The sequence below is a fragment of the Gelidibacter algens genome (genome assembly GCF_001678675.1).
Taxonomy (GTDB): domain Bacteria; phylum Bacteroidota; class Bacteroidia; order Flavobacteriales; family Flavobacteriaceae; genus Gelidibacter; species Gelidibacter algens.
The window spans coordinates 73,908-97,746 of record NZ_LZRN01000005.1 but is presented as its reverse complement, the minus strand read 5'-3'; the positions used below and the strand labels follow the sequence as shown (position 1 = coordinate 97,746).

The window sequence follows — 23,839 nt, the reverse complement described above, 5'->3', positions numbered from 1 at the left end:
TTTTTAGATCTTTAATATTTATAATAATTCTTTCTAATAAGAACAATTTAATTTTTATGATAAAAAACGCTTTGAAGTACACTGCGAACAAAATGCTAATACTTTCATTTTTTGTTACTATAGCAGCTTGTGCTACATATAAACCACAATCTAAAATCTCTTTAAAATCAGATACCGCCACAAAAAAACCTATCCATACATTTTTTGTGGCGGGCGGACTTGGTACGGAAGCAACAGATGCCAATGTTGAGCTGCAACAACTTTTGACCTCCTATTTAAATAAAGCTGACAAAAAGAGCACCTTACTTTATACTGGTGATTATATCCCTAAAAATGCGGACAAAAGCACAAGGGAATCTTATATAAAAACTCAAATTGATATCGCCAAAGATTTTAAAGGCCATACCGTTTTCATACCTGGCCATCATGAATGGAGTAGTAATAACACCAATGAAATTGAATGGGTTGAAGATTATTTGAAGGACAACAATATCAAAAATTTTGAAGTACAGCCCAACAACGTTTGTCCTTTAGAATACGTTGAAGTCAATGAAACTTTAGACATTTTATATGTAGATTCCAACTGGTTTTCCATCAATTGGGACCATGTAGAGGGCATCAATAAAAAATGTACAGATATTAATACCAAGCGCAGATTCAATGAAGCATTTGAAGGTTACATCAAAGATTCACGAGGTAAAAACCTTTTGATCGTGATGCACCATCCTATTTTCAGTAATGGAAAATATGCCGGAAGTCAAACTTTTTTAGAAAGTATCACACCCTTGCCAATAGTTGGAAATATTGTTCATGAATTTGTAAATTTGGGTGGTTTCTCCAAACAGCGTCTCAATTCCCATCGCTATAATTATTTACGTACGGTCATCAGTTCTTTAGTGCAGGACAATGATCGTGTGACTATTGTATCAGGACATGAGGAGAGTTTGCAATATCTTGCAAGCAATAATATTCGGCAAATTATAAGTGGCTCATTAGGTTCACGCACGGCCACCAAACTTTCTAAAGGCACCATTGCCAATGTTGGTGGTTCGTTGGATTTTGAAGGTAAGTTTAGTTACGGTGAAAAAGGTTTTGCTGTGATTAATTACTATGAAGACGGCACTTCAGATGTCAATTTTGTCACAGAACAAGACACCTTTGCTTTTGAAATGAACCAAAAATTCCCAGAAAAGGAAAAAGAATACCCAATTCCGTCATTTTCTGAAACCACCAAAACACTACCTATTACCACCAATAAAGATAAGCTGGATAAATCTGGTTTCTATAAATTTATTTGGGGAGAACGTTACCGAAGTTATTTCGGGACACCGGTCACCGCAAATATAGCGATATTGGATACCTTATACTCCGGTTTAGAGATCACGCAACAAGGCGGCGGACATCAATCTTATTCAGCACGACTTGTTGATGCCGAGAATCGGGAATACGCAATGCGAGGTCTTGAAAAAGATGCACTAAAATTCCTGCGATTTAAGGTTCCAGGAATAGCTTACGTGGAAGAAGATTTTAGAGGTACTTTTCCGGAAACTGCAATCTCAGATTTCTTCACCACTACGCATCCTTACATGCAATTGGTCATTGACCCTTTGGCAAAATCAGCAGGTATCAATCACGCCAACACGCAATTGTATTACTTACCAAAACAACCGGGATTTAAATTTTTGGGAGATGCTTACGGCGACCAACTGTACTTTATTGAAGAGCGATCAAATGATGAACAAAGTGATTACGAGGGATTCAACCGCTCAAACCCTGAAGAAGAAGGAGAAATAGTCAATAATGAAAGTACTACTGATGTTCTGGAAAAATTAAATGAAGACGAAAAATATACCATTGATCAGCGCGCATATATTCGTGCACGATTATTTGACATGCTAATTGGAGATTGGGACCGTCATCATGACCAATGGCGTTGGAATGAATATGAAATCAGTGATGATGATATCAGATTTATCCCAATCCCAAGAGACCGGGACGCCGCCTTCTCTAAGTTTGACGGGGTTGCTATTCCAATAATTAAAATGCTGCTTCCTGACGTTCGTTTTTGGCAATCTTATGACACGGATATAAAAAATGTAAAATGGTTTAATGCTGAAGGCAACAACCTAGATATGGCATTATTGAACAAATATGATACCTCGGTATGGGTGGAAGAAGCTAAAATAATCCAGGCTAAAATGAATGATCAAGTCATTGATCAAGCTTTTACAAGGTTGCCAGTTGAAGTTCAGGATGAGGCCTCTGAAGATATCAAAAACAAACTCAAAGGCCGATTAAAGAATCTTGATGACATTGCAAAGCGCTATGGCGACAGAATGCAGCAAGTAGTGGTTATTCACGGGACCCATAAAGATGATAAAATAGAAATAACGAGACTACCAGAAGGTAAGACCAAAGTGGTTATGAAACGTTTAAAAACGGATGCTCCTAACCCTGTGTTTTATGAGCGTATATTTAATAAAGATGCCACAAAAGAAATCTGGATCTACGGTTTGAATGATGATGATGCCTTTGAAGTTTCTGGAGACGGGAATCGTGAAATTATGATACGCTTGGTTGGCGGTTATGGTGATGATGTTTTCGATATCAGCAATCGTAGAAAGTTGAAGGTCTATGATTGGAAACACGAAAAGGCTGAATTTACGGATAAAACGCCTGCCAAACAATTTACACCACTTTATGAAACCAACACGTTCTCTTACCGTGAGTTCAAAGAGAATACGAATGTCTTTTTCCCAAATTTAGGATTCAGAACGGATGATGGGTTGTTTTTGGGTGCGAAGGACACTTATACCAATCACGGATTTAATGGGGAAGATTTTAGATACAAGCACTTCCTATCTGCCAATTACTTTTTCAATTTTAGTGCCGTTGAACTAGAGTATGCTGGCACCTTTGCCAACATCATCCCTAATTGGAATTTTGAAGCCAGTGGCTATTATACCAGTGCGAAATTTTCCAATAACTTTTTTGGTTATGGCAATGATTCTGAGTATGATGAAGATGCCGTTGGTAGAGATTTCAATAGGGCGCGAATACAGCAACTAAAATTAACAACAGGAATAGCCTATAGAAGTATCCATTTTAATGCGCTTTTTGAAAACTATAAGGTTGAGGACAACCCGAACCGATTTTTTAACACTACTAATTTTGAAGAATCAATTTTTGACAACCAGAGTTATGTAGGTGCTGAGGCAGATATTTTGTACGAGAATGTTGATGCCTTGGACTTTCCAACGCGCGGACTTTATTTTAAAGCGCTGCTTGGTTACAAGAAAAACCTTAAATTAGACAACAATCAATTTGGATATGCTGCCTTAAAATTAGGTTTCGACAAGAAATTAATTCCATCAGGAGACTTGGTATTAGGCTCAAAAGCTGAGATCAGAACCAATTTTGGAGAAGATTATTTGTTTTATCACGCACAATCCATAGGTGGAGACACCGGGTTGAGAGGCTACAGAAATGAGCGCTTTTCAGGTAAAACATCCTTTTATCACAGCACAGATCTTAAATTGCGCCTCAAACAGTATGTAACAGCAGTAACGCCAATAACCATTGGGGTTTTTGGAGGATTTGATTATGGCCGTGTATGGGTTCCAAGTGATGATTCTGATACATGGCACAACTCTTTTGGCGGTGGTTTTTGGATAGGCAGTTTGAATGCGTTTTCAGTTAATGCCGGTTATTTTCTATCTGAAGAAGATGCCATCATCCAGGTAGGCTTAGGTTTTGGTTTTTAGTTAATCCGTTGAAAAATTCGGTGCCATGAGTTTTGAGATCATCCTTGTATTTGTCATTCTGGGGGTAACCATTCTACTCTTTGCAACTGAAGCTTTGCCTATTGATAAGATTGCATTTCTTATCATAGTGGCGCTCGTTTTATCCGGATTGACCACCCCGGAGGAAGCTATTAGCGGGTTTTCAAGTCCGGCAACAATAACCATTCTAATGCTCATGATTCTTTCAATTGGGCTAGAAGAAAATGGTGTTATCGATCTCTTGACCCAGTCAATCAAAAGACTCAAAATTTTACCCATGGTGTTATTGGTTCCGGCATTTATGCTCATATCGGCATCTATTTCGGCATTTATTAGTACCACCGCTGTTGTGGTCATTTTTATAAAAATTATTGCGCAGCTTTCAGAAAAATATAATTTCTCAGCGCCAAAACTATTGATGCCTATTTCCTTTGCAGGTATCTTGGGTGGCAGCTGCACCTTGATGGGAACCTCCACCAATCTCTTGGTAAATTCAGTGGCAAAAAAGTTAGGTGCAGAACAATTTTCATTTTTTGAATTTACGGTGTACGGTCTTATACTCTTAGCCGTGGGTATTGTATTTATGACCATTGCAAGCAGATGGTTACCAAAATCAAACAGTGATGAACTGGTGGAAACCTTTATTGACAATACCTTTTTATTTACGCTTACGGTTAAACCAGAATCGAAACTTGTGGGTACTGCTCTTTCTGACGCCAAGTTTTATAAGAATCCAGATATTAGGGTTTTAAAACTTATTCGCAATGATATCATTAATGACAATCCAGGACCCAACACAACCTTAAGAGCTAATGATAAGTTAGTCGTTTTAAGTGATGTTAAAGCCTATGCTTCCATCTCAAAAAATGAGTTTACGCTTACCGCTGAAACCGAATTGCACATTCCTGATGAGACTGAGACAGATGAAGAGAAAAACAATGTTTACAGCTATGTTGAGTTGCTCATTCTTCCCGGCTCAGAATTTATAGATAAGTCCTTCTCTGAAATTAAAAATCTGCTCTATAATATTGCAAGACCTTTGGGCATTCAAAATAGAAAACTCTTCCAGAAAGGGATGCGTCTAAACCTTCCCAAAATAATTAAGAACACCAACTTGCAGGCGGGGGATAAATTACTTCTAAAGGCAAAAAAGGAAGAAATACAACATCTATATTCTCTAGATAATACTATCGTTTTGAGACATCATGAAGAAGACTATAACATCAACCCATACAAACGCGCCATTAGTTTATTTGCGTTGGTCATGGTAGTCGGGTTGGCAGCAAGTGGCGTCTTATCAATTCTATCGAGCACTTTAACTGGAGTTGCATTGTTGCTCGTAACGGATTGCATTAATTTATCAAAAATTTATAAAAAGGTCAACTGGCAAATCATTTTTTTATTGGCAGGCATGATTCCGTTGGGGATAGCCATGAACAATTCTCAAACGGATATATGGATCTCTAAGTTGTTATTGGATTTACTAACAGGTCAGAACAACATCATCATTTTAGGAGTACTCTTTGGTATTACCATGATCATGAGTGGTTTTATATCCAATAATGCCACGGCGGTCATTATCACACCCATTGCCATCACGCTTGCTGCCGGACTGGATTTGCCTGCTAAACCCTTTATTTTGGCGGTCATGTTTGCTGCTAACTTTAGCTTTTTTACACCTATGGGCTATCAAACCAATACGCTCATTTACGGAACAGGGGCTTATAAATTCAAACATTTCTTGATTATTGGAGGTTTATTGTCAATTATTCTATTAGTTGTCGGCACCCTATTATTGTCCACAATGCTTCAAAAGGCATAAAATTCTTTTGAGATAGCCTATGATTTCAACATGTTAGTCCCTACTTTATTGCGATATCCTAAACCTAGGCCTATATAATTTCGTTATTCACTAAAAATTGTAAATGGGTCAAAGTGTTACGCTTAGCTTTAGTAATTTTAAGGGTTCAAATAAATTTAAAAATATGTCAACACAGCCAAAATTAACGCGATTCAATCAAAGTGTTTTATCAAAATATCAAATCTACAACGGTATTTTCATGACTTTACCATTTGATGCCGTCACAAAAACCGGTGTTCTTTTGCCATTGTTTCATGAAACTTGCCAAAAAGGATTTAGTGATGGCGATGATCCTACCACTATTGTCAATACATTCTTTAAAAAATACCAGGCGCGACGTTCACCAGAAAGTCAAATCAATTTGCTCTTTCGCTTTATTCAGTATATTGAACGCCAAGTGGTGTTGTTTGATGCTATTGAAGATGCCGCATTCTCAAAAGTCAACAATATGGACGGGATTGGTACTTTGAGAAGTTTAAAGGAAAGTGCTACTGCCGAAAACAAAATGGAATTGCTCCAAAAATATTTGGAAGAATTTAAAGTCCGCATTGTGTTAACAGCACATCCTACCCAATTTTATCCAGGTGCTGTTTTAGGAATTATTACAGATCTGACCGAAGCTATAAAAGAAAATGATCTACTTCGTATCAACGATTTACTCGCCCAATTAGGAAAGACACCATTTTTTAAACATAAAAAACCAACGCCCTATGATGAAGCCGTTAGTTTGATCTGGTATTTGGAGAACGTATTTTATAAATCTTTTGGAGACATTTTTGACTATATCCAACAGAACATTTTTGATGGCAAACAAATAGACAACAACATTATCAATATTGGTTTTTGGCCCGGTGGTGATAGAGATGGAAACCCTTTTGTCACTCCAGAAATCACCCTTAAAGTGGCAGCGCGTTTAAAAGAAACCATCATTAAAAATTACTATCGCGATATCAGAAGGCTGAAACGAAAATTAACGTTTACGGGTATTGAGGAGCGCATGTCAGTACTTGAAAAAGAACTGTATGAACTTATGATTGGCAATACGTCTGAATTGACCTTAGAAAGTTTTAAAGCAGAATTAAATGCAATTAAAGAGGTGATCATTGAAGGCCATCAATCCTTATACGTTTCAGAAATCAACAGTTTGATCAATAAAATGCATCTTTTCGGATTCCATTTCTCAACCTTGGACATCCGTCAGGACAGTCGTGCGCACGAGAAGGTATTTAAAGATTTGGTAGAAACGTTATTGGCTAATGCCAGTACTATTTTTCCGAAGAATTATTTCGATCTTTCTCCGAATGAACAAGTGGATGTCCTCTCCAAAATTGAGGGAAAAATTGACTTATCATTGATTAAAGATGAAGAGACGCTCAAAACCCTACAAACCATTACCGCCATAAAAACCATTCAGGAAAACAATGGCGAACAGGCGTCAAACAGATATATTATTAGCAACAACCAAAGCACGCTGCACGTCATGCAGTTGTTTGCCATGTTGAAATTGGTAGCATTCCACGATAAATTGACTGTGGATATCGGTCCTCTTTTTGAAACAATTACTGACTTGGAAAACGCCCATGATGTGATGGAAGAGCTCTATACAAATCCTGAATATGCTGCACATTTAAAATCAAGAGGCAACAGGCAAACCATAATGCTTGGGTTTAGTGACGGTACCAAAGATGGTGGATATTTAATGGCCAATTGGGGCATTTACAAAGCGAAAGAACGCCTTACAGAAATTTCAAGAAAGTACGACGTGACGGCAATTTTCTTTGATGGGCGCGGTGGACCTCCTGCTCGTGGTGGTGGAAAAACCCATAATTTTTATGCATCATTAGGGCCAACTATTGAAGACAAAGAGGTGCAATTGACCATACAGGGACAAACCATCAGTTCTAATTTTGGTACTTTGGATTCGTCACAATACAACTTGGAACAACTGATCAGTTCTGGTATTTCTAACAGTATGAGTGATGCTGATTTGCGTATGAAACCAGAAAACAGAGAAGTTATGGGCAAATTGGCAACCTTGAGCTATAAAGCTTATAGTGACTTTAAATCGCACCCAAAATTCATTTCTTATTTAGAGAACATGAGTACCTTAAAATATTATGCTAAGACCAATATTGGAAGCAGACCGTCCAAGCGTGGAAAATCTGAAGGATTGGTTTTTGAAGATTTAAGAGCTATCCCTTTTGTAGGGTCATGGAGCCAACTTAAACAAAACGTCCCAGGATTCTTTGGTGTTGGAACAGCATTGAAGCATTATGAAGATGCTGACGAATTTGAAAAAGTTCAACATCTGTTCAAAACCTCAAGCTTCTTCAAGACACTGATTGAAAACAGTATGATGTCGCTCTCAAAATCGTTTTTTGATTTGACAAAATACATGTCTGATGATCCTGAGTATGGCGAATTTTGGAATATTATCCACGATGAATACATCATCACAAAACGTTTGATCCTTAAATTAACAGGCTACACCGAATTGATGCAGGAAGAACCCGCAGGTAAGGCCTCCATTAACGTTAGGGAATCTATTGTGCTTCCATTATTGACCATCCAACAGTTTGCCTTGAAGAAAATTCAAGAATTGGAAAAAGAGTCGCCTAGAGATGAAGCACAGATAAAGGTTTACGAGAAGATTGTGATGCGTTCTTTATTTGGGAATATCAATGCGAGTAGAAACTCGGCTTAAGATGCTGAAAGAATAGGATACTTAAATTTAAACACAACCTGCACCCAAAAACAAAAAACCCCAACAGCTTTTACGTTGGGGTTTTTCATATCAAAAATAAAACCTATAACATTCTAATTATCATTCATCCTAAAATTTGGATACGCTTCCATTCCATGTTCATGAGCGTCCAAACCTTCTATTTCTTCAATTTCTGAAACTCTAATGCCAACGGTTTTCTTCATAATAAACAGAATTACAAAAGAAGACACAATACAAATGCCTGCATAAGATGCTACTCCAATCAATTGGCTCACAAACTGTGCGCCTCCAGCGAGGTTTCCAAAAATTCCGACAGCTAGAGTACCCCAAATACCGCACACTAGATGCACCGCAATAGCGCCAACCGGATCATCCAACCTAAGTCGATCAATTAAGGACACCGCAAAAACAATAATAATGCCTGCAATCGCTCCAATAACAATAGCATCTAAAGGACTCATTTGGTCTGCGCCTGCGGTAATACCGACCAATCCACCTAAAATACCATTCAAAAACATGGTCAAATCTAAGTTCTTAAATTTAATGGCAGACACTAAAGCGGCTACAACTCCTCCTGCCGCTGCTGCCAAACAGGTGGTTACTAGTACCAAAGACGTTAATGCTGGATCAGCTGAAAGCACAGAGCCACCATTAAAGCCAAACCAGCCCAACCATAAGATTAAAACCCCTGCTGTTGCCAACGGAATATTATGACCTGGTATCGCTTGTATTTTCCCGTCCTTAAATTTTCCAATCCTGGCGCCCAATAAGCAAACGGCTACCAAAGCGGCCCAACCACCTACGGAATGGACTAATGTAGAGCCTGCAAAATCATAGAAAGGGGTTTCTAGCGTTTGCAAAAATCCGCCACCCCATTTCCATGAGCCCGCAATAGGGTAAATTAATCCTACATAAAGGATAGCAAACACCATAAATGGGCCAATCTTCATGCGTTCTGCCACTGCTCCAGATACTATGGTTGCTGCTGTAGCGGCAAACATACCTTGAAACAAGAAATCAGTCCAATAGGTATAACCTGCATTATAGGTCAAGTCCAATGCGCCTTCAGTGGTTAACGGGGCGTCCAATCCAAAACCTGCAAAACCAAGAACACCATTAAACTCCCCTGGATACATTAAATTGAATCCAACAAGACAGTAAAGAAGTAAACCCATTGTAATAATGAATATGTTCTTGAATAAAATATTCAAGGTGTTCTTTTGACGTGTCAAACCAATTTCCAAGAGTGCAAAGCCTAAATGCATAAAGAAAACCAGTGCTGTACAGATCATCATCCATACGTTATTTGTAGTAAGTAATTCCATATTTTATTGTTTTATTTTAAAGTATCTCCTCCTTTATCACCAGTACGTATTCTATAAACCTCTTCAATGTGAGAGACAAATATTTTGCCATCACCAACATCTCCAGTGGCGCCAGATTCTAAAATGGCCTGGACAGTCACTGCCTCAAAATCATCATTGACCACAATAGATAAATAGCGTCTTTGTATATCGCTCGTACTATAAGAAACGCCTCTATATACATGGCCTTCCTTTTCATTGCCCAATCCGGTAACATCCCAATAGGAGAAGAAATTGACTCCTACTTCATGTAGTGCCTTTTTAACTTCAGAAAATTTAGATTTCCTGATGATTGCTTCTATTTTTTTCATGAAAATTTTATTTATAGTTAGTTTTTTAAAATTTGTAAACGGCAGCAATTAAGAAGGATGCCAAACTTTTTGTTGGCTCAAAATCGGTGTTTACATAGGTGTCGTCTGACCAACTGTCCAAACGTAGTTCAGGAATTATCGTTAAGTCTTCAATGGTGTAATTGGCTGATAATGTTGCCGCAAAAACAGTATCATCATCAAAACCATCATAGTGAAATCCAAAATACTCGCCTCTTAATCCTAAACCGAAAGCATCTGATATGGTGTATTTAGGGTATAATGCTGCGCCATAGAAGCCACTGCCATCAGTATCATTGTAGGTCGCGTTGATGCCCAAGAAAAAAGCATCGCTCACATCTGTTCCTCCAGTATAATCTACCTGAAAAGTGGCTTCAGAATTTCCCGTTTGATTGCCGTAAATAAAATTAAGATACTGGTCCTTATAGCCCAATTGCGCACCGAGCGTGTAGCTGCCGTCAAGATTGATCTCGGTATAATCTGTACTGTTCATAACCGCAAGTAGTAAAGAAAAATCATCTGAAAGCGTAAAATCTGCCTTCAAACCAGTATGAGAAAACGGTCCGTTTGAAAACATGTAAGAAGTGCTGTAATTAAAATTCCCTACAGGAGAAATAACTTCATAACCCAAAAAGGTATTGAAATTACCTAAGGTCAATCGCACTTTGTCACTCACGTTCCAATACGCATAGAGCTGATTGAGAATATTGGCAGAACCTGTAGACAAGAAAACGGCATCCTCTCCTCTAGGACCAAAAACCAAATCTGCCACAAAACCTACTTTTTCTCCCTCATAACTAATTATAACATTGGCCATGCCGAGACTAAAACCACTTCTATTGGCAAACGAAGTTCCTGGGTTCAAAAAATAGCTGCTGCCATCGTCATCTTCAAAGGCCTCATTTGGTCCTGTCAAATTTGTTCTAAAATAGGCATCAACACTTCCGCCGATGGTGAATTTTTTTTCACTTTCTTCTTGTGCCGATAAGAACAGCGTAAACAGAAGAATCACACCTGTAAATTTTGATTTCATAAAGATTGGATTTTTGAAGTTTAGAAATCAAATCTATATAATATTTTGTTTCAACCCCTAATTTAATAGGGGTCAATTGTTTATTTTTATGAAATACAGTTTTTAAACCCATATATTTTATGGGGTAACATTAATTTATTATGAAAAATTGATAAATCGACATTATTGATAATGAAGGATTGTGCTAAAATGTTTTATTTTGATGGATAAAATTCAGGTAAGAATGAAAAACACTAAGGATAATTTAACATAAACTGAAAACAAATCAATTAAATGGATTGAGAATACAAGAATTTGAGACCCCTCAAATTGAGTATCTCACAATTAAAGGACGTCTCATTATCAATCTCGGAAAAGTGATCCTACTATTTTAAATATCAAGTTTTTGAATATATATTAGAAACTTATTAAAGGTTTTAAACCACTAAATTTTCCAAAATATGTTGAAGCAGCAAGGACTTTATTTACCAGAATTTGAACATGATAATTGTGGCGCCGGATTTATATGCAGTTTGAAAGGAAATAAATCTAACGCCATCATTCATAAGGCACTTGAAATATTAGAAAAACTAGAGCACAGAGGTGCTGTAAGTTCTGATGGTAAAACTGGTGATGGTGCGGGCATTTTAATCGATATCCCCCATGAGTTCTTTGTGAAAAATTGCGATTTCAGTTTACCAAAATTTGGAGACTATGCCGTAAGTAATGTCTTTCTTCCAAAAAAAGAAAACCAGCGCAATTATTGTATTGAAAAATTGGAGCATTATTTAAAAGGTCAAGGCCTACATATTTTAGGTTGGCGAGACGTACCTGTAGACACATCAATTTTGGGAAGTGTTGCCGCCTTGACGGAGCCCTTCGTTAAACAGATCTTTATTGGAAAAGCCGACAAAAAACAAGATGATTTCAGCTTCAACCTCAAACTGTTTACCGCAAGAAAACAAGCAGAACACCATCTCAACGCTTCCAAACTTTCTGAGAGCGCACGTTTTTACCTGCCAAGTTTATCTACCAAAATCATCATTTTTAAAGGACTTTTGGTGCCTGAAGATATCAAGCTCTATTATAAAGACCTTCAAGATCCATCCTTGGTAACACGTTTGGCATTAGTACATCAGCGTTTTTCTACCAACACTTTCCCTACTTGGGATTTGGCACAACCGTTCAGATACATGTGCCACAATGGTGAAATCAATACGTTGAGAGGCAATGTCTCGCGTACCTTGTCTCGTCAAGAATTGATGGAAAGCGATTGGTTTGGGGAGGACATTAAAAGCATTTTCCCAATCATTCTTCCAGGAAAATCAGATTCTGCGCAAATGGATATGATGGTGGAATTGTTGTTGATGACAGGACGCTCACTTCCCGAAGTCATGATGATGCTCGTCCCTGAAGCATGGGAAAAAAACCCTGACATGTCTGAAGCTAAAAAAGCATTCTACGAATATAACTCCTGCATTATGGAACCTTGGGATGGCCCTGCGTCCATTCCGTTTACTGACGGCAACTATATTGGCGCCGTTTTGGACAGAAACGGATTGCGCCCATCGCGCTACACGGTCACCAAAGATGGTTTTGTAGTGATGTCTTCTGAAACTGGCGTGATCGAAATCGATCCAAAAAATGTGGAACACCATGGCCGACTGGAACCGGGGAAAATGTTTTTGGTAGATATGAACCAAGGTCGCATCATTAAAGATGAAGAAGTTAAGGAAGCCATAGTTTCCAAATATCCTTATCAGGAATGGTTACAGAAAAATTTGGTCCATTTGGCAAATATTCCTGCAAAAAAAGGTGCTATCAAACACAAAGAAGAGCCTTTACTGAAACGTCAAGTCGTTTTTGGATATACTGAAGAAGACCTGAGTGTCATTATCAAACCGATGGCACAATTAGGCAAAGAACCAATTGGTTCCATGGGAAATGACGCCCCAATTGCGATTCTTTCGCAAAAACCGCAACTCCTTTATAATTACTTTAAACAACTGTTTGCCCAAGTGACCAATCCGCCGTTGGACGGGATTCGTGAAAAACTGATCACAGATATCAGTCTGACCCTAGGAAGCGATACTAATATTTTCAAGATCAACGAAGATCAATGTCGAAAGCTGAAAATCCAAAACCCAGTCATTTCAAAGCACGATCTTGATAAAATTAAAAACTATACGCAAAATCCAGATTTTGTAGTGACCACCATTCCTATATTATATGAAGTGGATAAAGGATTGAATGAATTGGAGCGCGCCTTGCTTAATCTTGTCAAAAAAGCATCTAAAGCCATTGATGAAGGCGGCAACATCATCATTTTATCTGATAGGGGCGTCAACAAAAAAATGGCGCCAATTCCTGCGTTAATGGCCTGCTCCTATGTCAATCATGAACTGTACAAAATAGGAAAACGCGCCAGGGTAAGCATCATCATGGAATCTGCTGAACCGCGTGAAGTGCACCATTTTGCATTACTCTTTGGGTACGGTGCAAGTGCCATCAATCCTTATATCGTTAATGAAATTGTTCAAGATCAGGTTGAAAAACAGGATATTGAAGGTTTGGATTATATTACTGCCATTAAGAATTATAACAAAGCTATTGGGATGGGCATTCTTAAGGTGATGAACAAAATTGGGATTTCTACTCTCAATTCGTATCGCGGATCTCAACTTTTTGAATGTGTAGGACTTAATACCACAGTCGTAAATAATTACTTTCCAAATACGGTGACGCGTATTCAAGGCATAGGGTTACGCGAAATAGAGAAAGAAATATCCAAACGTCACCACCAAGCCTATCACACGAAAAACGTGGATGCTGACCTTGGGTTGGAGTTTGGCGGCATCTACAAATGGAGACGCAATGGCGAAAAGCACGCCTTTAACCCAATAACCGTTGCAAAACTGCAAGAATCAGTGAGAACCAACAAACCTGCAACCTTCAAGGAATATTCTACGTTAATCAATGAGCAGACCAAACAATTGATGACCATACGTGGCTTGTTTGAATTTACCAATTATGATCCTATTCCTCTTTCAGAAGTAGAACCATGGACGGAAATCGTAAAACGTTTTAAAACAGGAGCGATGTCATACGGCTCCATCAGCAAGGAAGCGCATGAGAATTTGGCGATTGCGATGAACAGAATTGGCGGCAAAAGCAATTCTGGTGAAGGTGGCGAAGATGAAGAACGCTTTTATAAAGATGCCAACGGCGATTGGAAGAATTCTGCCATCAAGCAAGTAGCATCGGGACGCTTTGGGGTAACCTCAAATTATTTGACGAGCGCATCTGAAATTCAAATTAAAATGGCACAAGGTGCAAAACCTGGTGAAGGTGGCCAGTTGCCTGGGCCAAAAGTGAATCCTGATATTGCAAAAACAAGAAATTCTACCCCTTATGTGGGATTGATTTCTCCGCCACCACATCATGATATTTACTCTATTGAAGATCTATCACAATTGATCTACGATTTGAAATCAGCCAATCGAGAAGCTAGAATCAACGTCAAATTAGTCTCTGAAGTTGGAATTGGTACCGTTGCTGCTGGAGTAGCCAAAGCAAAAGGCGATGTGATTTTAATCTCGGGCCACGATGGCGGCACGGGCGCTTCGCCATTGACTTCTTTAAAACATGCCGGCTTACCGTGGGAATTAGGCCTCGCCGAAGCCCAACAAACCCTTGTGATGAACAATTTGAGAAACCGTGTAGTTTTGGAGTGCGACGGACAAATGAAGACGGGACGAGATGTAGCCATCGCCTGCCTTTTAGGGGCAGAAGAATTCGGTTTTGCCACAGCACCTTTGGTGGCATCAGGCTGTGTGATGATGCGCGTGTGCCATTTGAATACCTGTCCTGTGGGCATCGCGACCCAAAATCCAGAGCTTCGGAAAAAGTTTCAAGGCAAACCAGAGCACGTGGTCAATTTCATGTATTTCGTAGCTCAGGAATTGCGCGAAATCATGGCGGATCTCGGTTTCAGAACCGTCAATGAAATGGTGGGTCAAGTTCAAAAACTAAACCGTAACAAAACAATTTCACATTATAAAGCGTTGGGTTTAGACTTATCGCCTATTCTGCATCAAGTTCTCGTACCTGACGGCACAAAATTATACAATACAGAAAAGCAGGACCACCAGCTAGAAAAATCTTTGGATTTTAAGATTATCAGTCAAGCACATCCTGCCTTGTTCCGTAAGGAAAAAACAGTGATTGAATCAAAAATTACCAATAGAGATCGTGCTTTTGGAGCCATTTTAAGCAATGAGATTTCTAAGATTTACGGTTCGCAAGGCCTTCCAGAAAACACCTTAAAAATAAACTTTACAGGATCGGCTGGACAGAGTTTTGGAGCCTTTGCAACTAAAGGACTCACGCTTATTGTCAATGGCAATACCAATGATTACTTAGGAAAAGGACTTTCAGGAGCTAAAATTAGCGTTAAAGTTCCGGAAGAATCTACTATTGTTCCTGAAGAGAATATCATTATTGGGAACGTTGCTTTATATGGCGCTACCAGCGGTGAAGTGTATATCAATGGAAAAGCAGGAGAACGTTTTTGTGTCAGAAACTCTGGTGCACATGCGGTTGTTGAAGGTATTGGCGACCATGGCTGTGAATATATGACTGGAGGACGCGCCGTTATTTTAGGTGAAGTTGGCCGAAATTTTGGTGCAGGAATGAGTGGTGGCATTGCGTATATCTATGATGCCAATGGTACGTTTGATAAAAATTGCAACAAAGAAGGTTTGAATTTGGAACCTGTCGCTTCCGCAGAAGACATCTCGGAATTAAAGCATTTGGTTGAAAGCCATTATAACGCCACGTTGAGTCCGCTAGCACAGCGATTATTAGAAAGCTGGCAGAAAGAACTGCCAAAATTTATAAAAGTTATGCCAGAGGAATACAGACAAGCATTGATAAGATTAGAAGAAGAAAACAAAGTAAACGCATAGGACCATGGGAAAGATAACAGGATTTTTAGAATACGAAAGAGTTGATGAGCCTTACATTGCAGTTGCAGAGCGCTTGGAAAATTATAAGGAATTTACCCTTCCGTTGGAAGAGAAAAAACTTAAAGACCAAGGCGCACGCTGCATGGATTGCGGGATTCCCTTTTGCCATAGCGGCTGTCCGTTAGGGAACCTTATTCCAGATTTTAATGATAAAGTCTACAAAGGCCGCTGGAAAGAAGCGGCTCAAATTTTACATGCTACCAATAATTTCCCGGAGTTTACAGGAAGATTATGTCCTGCTCCTTGTGAGGAAGCCTGTGTTTTGGGTATCAATGAAGATCCTGTTTCCATAGAAAATATTGAGAAAAATATTGCCGAAAAAGCTTTTGAAGAAGGCTGGATCAAAGCGCATCCACCAAAAACAAGAACCAATAAAAAAGTGGCGGTTATTGGTTCTGGACCTTCAGGATTGGCAGCTGCACAACAATTGAATAGAGCTGGCCATTTGGTGACGGTTTTTGAACGCGATGCCAAGGTAGGCGGCTTGTTGCGATACGGTATCCCCGATTTTAAACTTGAAAAACAGATTATTGACAGACGCATTGCCATTCTTGAAGAGGAAGGCATCAAATTTATAACCAATGCCCATGTAGGCCAAAACATAAGTGTAGAAACCATTATAGCCGATTTTGAAGCTGTCGTGTTATGCGGCGGTGCGACAGCCCGCAGAGGGATTCCCATTAAAGGCAATCATCTTAAAGGCATTCACCAGGCTATGGACTTCTTAAAATTAAACAATCAATATGTGGATGGATTAATTGATTTTGAAGCTGTTCTCTCTGCAAAAGATAAAAACGTTGTCGTGATTGGTGGTGGAGACACAGGGTCTGACTGTATTGGTACAAGCAATCGTCATGGTGCTGAAAGTGTGACCAATTTTGAAATTTTAAGCAAACCCTCTATCGGTCGACCTGCTCACCAGCCTTGGCCGTATTGGCCCATGAAATTGAAAACCACCTCATCGCATCAAGAAGGCGTAGAGCGCTTTTTTAGCCTATCCACCAAAGAGTTTTTAGGTGATAAAAACGGAAATCTCATCGGATTAAAAACCATAGAAGTAGAATGGATTTTTAAAGAAGGTGAACGTCCAGAATTAAGAGAACTTGCGAATTCTGAAAAGCAATGGGATTGTGATATGGTTTTGCTCGCCTTAGGTTTTACAGGTTCAGAAAAAACATTGGCAGAACAATTTGGATTGGAATTGGACTTTAGAACCAACATCAAAGCATCAACTACAGATTATGCTACCAACGTTCCTGGAATTTTCAGTGCTGGCGATATGCGTCGCGGACAATCCTTAATTGTTTGGGCAATTTCAGAAGGCCGTCAAGCTGCATACCATGTGGACAAATATTTGATGGGCTCTAGTAATTTACCGCTAAAAGATGATAATGATTTGCCAAGAATCTAAGAACTAATTCAAATGCAGTGCCACTCTCAATTATTTATATATGAATCCAATTAGTATCATTATTAGCGTGGTAATAAGTAACTCAAGTTAGGTGATACAGGTCGCTATTTTTAATTAAAGCCCGTGTCAATTGAGATACGGGCTTTATTTATTAGTGAAACTTTGTCTTGAAAATTCGCGAAGCATCACATACGAAACAGCTGATTGAATGACTCCCACTTTTTAGCAGTATCACAGTACTATTACCCCTTGCAATAGCTATAAAAATTGTGTCGATCTATAGAATTCAGTGTTTGAGCTAATGCTTATAACATTTTATTGAAAAGTTTAGCATTTTGAACATCATAAACCAACCCATATAAGGAGCTGAATATAAATACTTTAAGTATAAAAAAGAAACACTGGGTTTAGTCTAAGGTGTCTGACTCAGGTTAATGAAACAACACCATATAGTAATTTAGAAGTTTGAACGCGTGTCTTCTAATTCATGAAGGGGTGATTACATTATCGAAGTTTAAATTATTTATACCACAAAAAGTTTTGAGCCAACGCAAAAAGAATTAGCAAAAGCACTATGAGTACATTAAATAAATATAGTAAAACAGTCACACAAGATCCAACACAACCCGCTGCACAAGCGATGTTGCACGCCATCGGATTGACTACTGAAGATTTTTCCAAACCCATGATCGGGATTGCGAGTACAGGTTATGAAGGCAACCCTTGCAATATGCACCTGAATGATTTGGCAAAATTAGTCAAGGAAGGCACTAAAAATGAAGATATCATCGGACTCATTTTTAATACGATTGGCGTTAGTGATGGTATTTCTATGGGAACTCCGGGAATGCGTTATTCGTTGCCATCTCGGGATATCATTGCAGATTCCATGGAAACCGTTGTTCAAGCCATGAGTTATGATGGTTTGGTAACCGTTGTTGGCTGTGATAAAAATATGCCTGGAGCTCTAATGGCGATGATTCGATTGGATCGTCCAAGTATTTTGGTGTATGGTGGTACCATCGATTCTGGTTGCCACAATGGAAAAAAACTCGATGTCGTTTCAGCATTTGAAGCTTGGGGCAGCAAAGTGGCAGGTACCATGACCGAAACCGAATATCAAAGTATTGTTGAAAAAGCCTGTCCAGGCGCTGGTGCTTGTGGTGGTATGTATACCGCAAACACCATGGCATCGGCCATTGAAGCTTTGGGAATGACCTTACCTTTCAACTCCTCAAACCCTGCGCTGAGCGACGCCAAAAAGAAAGAATCGGTTACTGCCGGTGAAGCCATGCGTCTTTTATTGGAAAAAGACATCAAACCTTCAGACATCATTACCAGAAAATCTTTAGAAAATGCAGTGCGTTTGGTGACCATACTTGGAGGCTCTACTAACGCAGTACTCCATTTTTTAGCAATTGCACGAGCGGCTCAAATAGATTTTACATTAAAGGATTTTCAAAAAATAAGTGACACGACACCATTTTTGGCAGACCTAAAACCAAGCGGCAAATATCTTATGGAAGATGTGTACGCAGTTGGTGGCATTCCTGCAGTTTTAAAATATCTCTTGAAAAAAGGGATGCTTCATGGCGATTGTTTGACGGTTACAGGAAAAACAATGGCAGAAAATTTATTGGATGTGGATGATTTGAAAGAAGGGCAAGACGTCATTAAATCTATCGAAAATCCGATTAAGATCTCTGGACATTTACGCATGCTTTTCGGCAATTTAGCGCCTGAAGGGAGCGTGGCCAAAATCACAGGAAAAGAAGGGTTGAGTTTTGTTGGAAAAGCTAAAGTGTTTGAAGGCGAGTATGCGGCCAATGATGGCATTAGAGACGGAAAAGTTGAAAAAGGAGATGTGGTTGTTATTAGGTATGAAGGTCCGAAAGGAGGTCCTGGAATGCCTGAAATGCTGAAACCAACTGCTGCTATTATTGGAGCAGGATTAGGTAATGATGTGGCCCTGATTACAGATGGGCGATTTTCAGGAGGTACCCACGGATTTGTTGTGGGCCATATTACTCCAGAAGCACAAGAAGGTGGTACCATTGCTTTGGTAAAAGATGGCGACATGATTTCCATTGATGCTGAAACCAATACCATCAACTTGGAAGTATCAGATGAAGAACTTCAAAATCGCCGCTCAACATGGCAAGCCCCTGCACTAAAATTTGAACGTGGCGTGCTTTACAAATATGCAAAAACAGTGTCCTCAGCATCTAAAGGATGTGTAACGGATGAATTCTAAATAAATTCCTGAATAGACAGGAATCACTTAGTAAGATTCACAAAAAATTGCAAGTAAAACTTAAGAAAATTATTAAAAGCAGAAAGATTATTGAAGTTCCTTTTTAATAGGAATGAAAAACAAGTTTTCAATATGAAAGACACACAAACACTAGACAAAGTACAAAAAACAACACCATCTAAAATACGAATCTCTGGGAGTGAAGCAGTCATTAGGTGCCTAATCGCTGAGGGCGTGGATATACTTTACGGTTACCCAGGCGGCGCTATCATGCCGGTTTATGATGAACTTTATAAATTCAGGGATCAAATTCATCACGTGCTAACCCGCCATGAACAAGGGGCTACGCATGCAGCACAAGGCTATGCCCGAATTTCAGGAAAAGTTGGTGTGGCTATGGCCACTTCCGGGCCAGGAGCCACAAACCTCATCACCGGAATTGCAGATGCGCAGATAGATTCTACCCCTATGGTATGCATTACAGGTCAGGTAGCTTCGCATTTATTGGGGAGTGATGCATTTCAGGAAACGGACATTATTGGTATTTCAACACCAGTCACTAAGTGGAACCATCAAATCACCAAAGCTTCTCAAATTCCTGAGGTCATTGCCAAAGCATTTTACATTGCCAAAAGCGGCCGTCCAGGACCTGTATTGATTGATATTACCAAGGATGCCCAGTTTGAAGAACTCGATTTTTCTTATGAAAAATGCAAAGGGGTCAGAAGTTATAAACCTGTTCCAAAAACGGATATTGATGATGTTAAAGCGGCAGCACTCCTAATAAATTCCGCAAAAAAACCATTTATTGTTTGGGGACAAGGCGTTATTCTTAGTGAAGCCGAAAATGAGTTGAAAGCTGTCATCGAAAAAGCGGGGATTCCATCAGCATGGACCATTCTTGGTGCTTCGGCAATTCCTACAGCACATCCATTAAATGTAGGCATGGTTGGCATGCATGGTAATTATGCCCCTAATGTGTTGACAAATGACTGTGATGTATTAATTGCAATAGGGATGCGTTTTGACGATCGTGTTACCGGAAATCTATCCACTTATGCCAAACAAGCTAAAGTAATTCACTTTGATATTGATCCTGCTGAGATTGATAAAAATGTAAAAACTGACGTTGCCGTTTTAGGAGATGCCAAAGAAAGTCTCTCTCAATTATTGCCATTGTTGAAAGCCAATTCCCATACAGATTGGCATCAAAAGTTTAAAGATTTGTACGCTATAGAGTATGACAAAGTGATTAAGCATGATCTCTATCCTACAAAAGAAGGTTTGACTATGGGCGAAGTGCTCAAAGAAATCAATATTCAAACCAAAGGGAATGCCGCTATTGTATCTGACGTTGGCCAACATCAAATGATTGCATGCCGTTATGCTGAATTTACCACTACCAAAAGTAATATTACCTCTGGCGGATTGGGGACGATGGGATTTGCACTTCCAGCAGCCATTGGCGCAAAAATGTCAGCTCCTGAGCGCGATGTCGTCGCTATTATTGGTGATGGAGGCTATCAAATGACCATTCAGGAATTGGGCACCATTTTCCAACAAAAAGTACCGGTAAAGATTGTGGTTTTGAACAACGAATTTTTAGGAATGGTCCGTCAATGGCAACAACTATTCTTTGAAAAACGTTATGCGTCAACCGAAATGACCAATCCAGATTTCGTGGCCATTGCAAAAGGCTATTATATCGACGCTCAAAAAGTAACCAAACGAGAAGACTTGAAAAATGCCGTTGCTGAAATGATGGCGTGTGAAGGGCCTTACTTTTTAGAGGTACGAGTGGAAAAGGAGGGCAATGTTTTCCCTATGATTCCAACAGGTGCGAGTGTTTCAGATATCCGTTTAGAATAAGTTAGGAGCGGGACGCTTGAAGCACGGATCTTGAAGTACAGCAAATAGATAAAAAGAATCAAGAATATAGAATAAGAAGAGAACAAAAATGAAGCAGCATCACGTCTAATTTCTAATCTCTATCATCTAACATCTCAAAAAAATGAGTGAACTTAAATTATATACCGTATCCATTTATACTGAAAATAACATTGGTCTGTTAAACCGGATTTCAGCTATTTTTCAGCGTCGGCACATCAATATCGAGAGTATCAATTCATCGGTTTCTGAAATTGATCATGTCTCTAAATGGACGATTGTTGTGAAGCTTTCCGAAGAACAAATGAAAAAAATAATCGGTCAGATAGAAAAACAGGTAGAGGTCATTAAAGCCTATTATCATACTGAAGAAGAGACCATTTATCAGGAATCTTGCATGTTTAAACTTAGATCCAACTTGCTTTTTGACGAACGCCAAATTCAAAATATTATCAAGGAAAGCAATGCCAACATTGTGACCGTGAACAGAGAGTTTTTTGTCATTGTAAAATCTGGGCGCAAAGAAGAATTAGAATTATTACATCGCGAATTAAGTGTTTTCGGAATCATGCAATTTACACGCTCAGGGCGTATTGCAGTGACCAAAGACGAAATGAAAATATCAAAAATGCTTGAAGCATTTCAACATTAAAAATCGAATAAAATGTCAAATTATTTCAACACATTACCATTAAGACAACAGTTAGAGCAATTGGGAAAATGCCGATTTATGGCCGCTTCAGAATTTGAAGACGGCATCAATGCTTTAAAAGGAAAGAAAATAGTTATTGTAGGCTGCGGCGCCCAAGGATTGAACCAAGGGTTGAACATGCGCGATTCTGGATTGGATATTTCATACGCCTTGCGTGATGCTGCCATCAAAGAAAAACGTGATTCCTATAAAAACGCCACGTCTAACGGCTTTAACGTGGGCACTTATAAGGAGTTGATTCCAACTGCTGATTTGGTCTTGAATTTAACGCCAGACAAACAACATACAAGTGTCGTGAAAGCCGTCATGCCTTTGATGAAAAAAGGGGCGACCTTAAGTTATTCCCACGGATTTAACATTGTGGAAGAAGGCACTAAAATCCGAAAAGATATCACCGTCATCATGGTGGCTCCAAAATGTCCTGGTACGGAAGTTCGTGAAGAATATAAACGCGGCTTTGGGGTGCCAACCTTAATTGCCGTACATCCAGAAAATGATCCAGAACAAAAAGGTTGGGAACAAGCAAAAGCTTACGCCGTAGCAACTGGTGGCGATAAAGCAGGTGTTCTGGCATCCTCTTTTATAGCTGAAGTGAAGAGTGATTTAATGGGCGAGCAGACTATTCTTTGTGGCGTGCTTCAAACCGGATCTATCTTGGCATTCAACAAAATGGTTGCCGATGGGGTCAACGCTAATTATGCCGCAAAACTGATCCAATTAGGTTGGGAAACTATTACTGAAGCTTTAAAACATGGCGGGATCACTAACATGATGGACCGCTTGTCTAACCCCGCAAAAATTAAAGCGTTTGAATTGTCTGAAGAACTAAAGACCATCATGAAACCGTTGTTTGAAAAACACATGGACGATATCATTTCTGGACATTTCTCGCAAACCATGATGGAAGATTGGGCAAATGATGATGTCAATCTTTTAAAATGGCGTGCCGCAACTGGCGAAACAGCCTTCGAAAAAACAGAGCTCACCTCAGACCATATTTCAGAACAAACCTATTTTGATCATGGCGTCTTATTGGTAGCATTCGTAAAGTCAGGCGTAGAATTGGCCTTTGAAACGATGGTAAGCGCAGGCATTATTGAAGATTCAGCATATTACGAATCATTGCATGAATTGCCATTAATCGCCAACACCATCGCCAGAAAAAAATTGTTTGAAATGAACCGTGTCATTTCTGATACAGCGGAATATGGTTGTTATTTATTTGACCATGCCTGCAAGCCATTATTGGAAGATTTTATGAAAAACGTGGATCCAAAAACGATTGGAAAATCATTTTCAACATCAAATGCCATTGACAATCAAGAATTAATTGCCGTTAATGATGCCATCAGAAACCATCCTATCGAAACTGTCGGCAAACGTTTAAGAGCAGCCATGTCTGCCATGAAAACTATAAAAACAGATGCTGAGGTTGAAGATTCAGTGTTAGTATAATATAGAATCACATTAGTGTT

General features: G+C 39.2%; 12 protein-coding genes. 9 read left to right on the top strand and 3 right to left on the bottom strand.

Features of this window, described 5'->3' with window-relative positions:
- Window positions 1-92: 92 nt before the first annotated feature.
- From A9996_RS03555 to A9996_RS03545, 3 genes are all read left to right on the top strand, one after another.
- Window positions 93-3,764, top strand: coding sequence for a ShlB/FhaC/HecB family hemolysin secretion/activation protein (locus A9996_RS03555; protein WP_245905266.1), 3,672 nt, complete (start codon window positions 93-95; stop codon window positions 3,762-3,764).
- 25 nt (window positions 3,765-3,789) lie between these two features.
- Entirely contained in the window at window positions 3,790-5,604 is a 1,815-nt protein-coding gene (locus A9996_RS03550) for an SLC13 family permease (protein ID WP_066430930.1), read from the top strand.
- Window positions 5,605-5,767: 163 nt separating this feature from the next.
- Window positions 5,768-8,347, top strand: coding sequence for a phosphoenolpyruvate carboxylase (locus A9996_RS03545; protein WP_066431120.1), 2,580 nt, complete (start codon window positions 5,768-5,770; stop codon window positions 8,345-8,347).
- A gap of 113 nt (window positions 8,348-8,460) precedes the next feature.
- Here A9996_RS03545 and A9996_RS03540 read toward each other — a convergent pair whose 3' ends face one another.
- The 3 genes from A9996_RS03540 to A9996_RS03530 are packed head-to-tail and all read right to left on the bottom strand — an operon-like array spanning window position 8,461 to window position 11,094.
- Window positions 8,461-9,693, bottom strand: coding sequence for an ammonium transporter (locus tag A9996_RS03540; protein ID WP_066430929.1), 1,233 nt, complete (start codon window positions 9,691-9,693; stop codon window positions 8,461-8,463).
- 11 nt (window positions 9,694-9,704) lie between these two features.
- Window positions 9,705-10,043, bottom strand: a complete 339-nt coding sequence (locus A9996_RS03535) for a P-II family nitrogen regulator (RefSeq protein ID WP_066430927.1) — start codon at window positions 10,041-10,043, stop codon at window positions 9,705-9,707.
- A 25-nt stretch (window positions 10,044-10,068) separates the two neighbouring features.
- Window positions 10,069-11,094, bottom strand: a complete 1,026-nt coding sequence (locus A9996_RS03530; protein ID WP_066430925.1) for an outer membrane beta-barrel protein — start codon at window positions 11,092-11,094, stop codon at window positions 10,069-10,071.
- A 440-nt stretch (window positions 11,095-11,534) separates the two neighbouring features.
- Here A9996_RS03530 and gltB point away from each other — a divergent pair, with 440 nt between their 5' ends.
- The 6 genes from gltB to ilvC all read left to right on the top strand — a co-directional run bounded on the left by gltB (window position 11,535) and on the right by ilvC (window position 23,819).
- Window positions 11,535-16,040, top strand: a complete 4,506-nt coding sequence (gene gltB / locus A9996_RS03525) for a glutamate synthase large subunit (protein ID WP_066430922.1) — start codon at window positions 11,535-11,537, stop codon at window positions 16,038-16,040.
- Between the two features lie 4 nt (window positions 16,041-16,044).
- Window positions 16,045-17,511 (top strand): glutamate synthase subunit beta, encoded by a 1,467-nt coding sequence (locus A9996_RS03520; protein WP_066430920.1) that lies wholly within the window; start codon window positions 16,045-16,047, stop codon window positions 17,509-17,511.
- Between the two features lie 574 nt (window positions 17,512-18,085).
- A complete protein-coding gene (ilvD, locus tag A9996_RS03515; RefSeq protein ID WP_066430918.1) occupies window positions 18,086-19,765 on the top strand; it encodes a dihydroxy-acid dehydratase in 1,680 nt (559 codons plus the stop codon).
- 132 nt (window positions 19,766-19,897) lie between these two features.
- Window positions 19,898-21,634, top strand: coding sequence for a biosynthetic-type acetolactate synthase large subunit (gene ilvB / locus A9996_RS03510; protein ID WP_066430917.1), 1,737 nt, complete (start codon window positions 19,898-19,900; stop codon window positions 21,632-21,634).
- Between the two features lie 142 nt (window positions 21,635-21,776).
- Window positions 21,777-22,304, top strand: coding sequence for an acetolactate synthase small subunit (gene ilvN / locus A9996_RS03505; RefSeq protein ID WP_066430916.1), 528 nt, complete (start codon window positions 21,777-21,779; stop codon window positions 22,302-22,304).
- Between the two features lie 12 nt (window positions 22,305-22,316).
- A complete protein-coding gene (ilvC, locus tag A9996_RS03500; protein WP_066430913.1) occupies window positions 22,317-23,819 on the top strand; it encodes a ketol-acid reductoisomerase in 1,503 nt (500 codons plus the stop codon).
- The last annotated feature ends 20 nt before the right edge of the window (window positions 23,820-23,839 follow it).